General features: G+C 66.5%; 1 protein-coding gene and 1 pseudogene. Both read right to left on the reverse strand.

Going from position 1 to position 382, the window contains the following annotated elements:
• Positions 1-166, reverse strand: a pseudogene (locus EXE44_RS21720) (integrase); the annotation flags it as partial.
• Positions 159-382, reverse strand: a 224-nt coding sequence (locus tag EXE44_RS18490) for a DUF5805 domain-containing protein (RefSeq protein ID WP_241991903.1), incomplete at its 5' end; no start/stop codon positions are given. The pseudogene EXE44_RS21720 and the gene EXE44_RS18490, both read right to left, overlap by 8 nt.

Genomic DNA, 382 nt, shown 5'->3' on the forward strand with positions numbered 1-382 from the left:
GGTGCGTCGCGGCGTTCGGTTCGGTCTCGTCGAGAAACGCCTCGAACCGACGGAGGACGCGCTCGTACGCCGCTCTGGTTCGGTCGGTCTTCCCGTGATACGTGAGGTCTTCGAGGAAGTAGCCGATCGGGTCGTCCGGATCGGGAGCCGCTCTGGCGCTACTCATCGGTCAACACGTATCCCCCGTCCGGGCCGCTGTATCGGACGCGGTTGCGATCCTGTAAGTCGTCCAGCGTCGCCTCCAGTTCGTCTTCCACGTCACCGACGACGGCCTGGACGAGTTCGTCCCACGAACGAGGCCCGGATTCGAGAGCCGCGTGGACCCGCCTTTCGAGGTCGTGACCCTGGGGGTCGGAGGCCTCGGGAGCGGGTTCGTCGTGCC

Source organism: Halorubrum sp. SS7 (assembly GCF_005435055.1).
Lineage (GTDB): Archaea > Halobacteriota > Halobacteria > Halobacteriales > Haloferacaceae > Halorubrum > Halorubrum salinarum.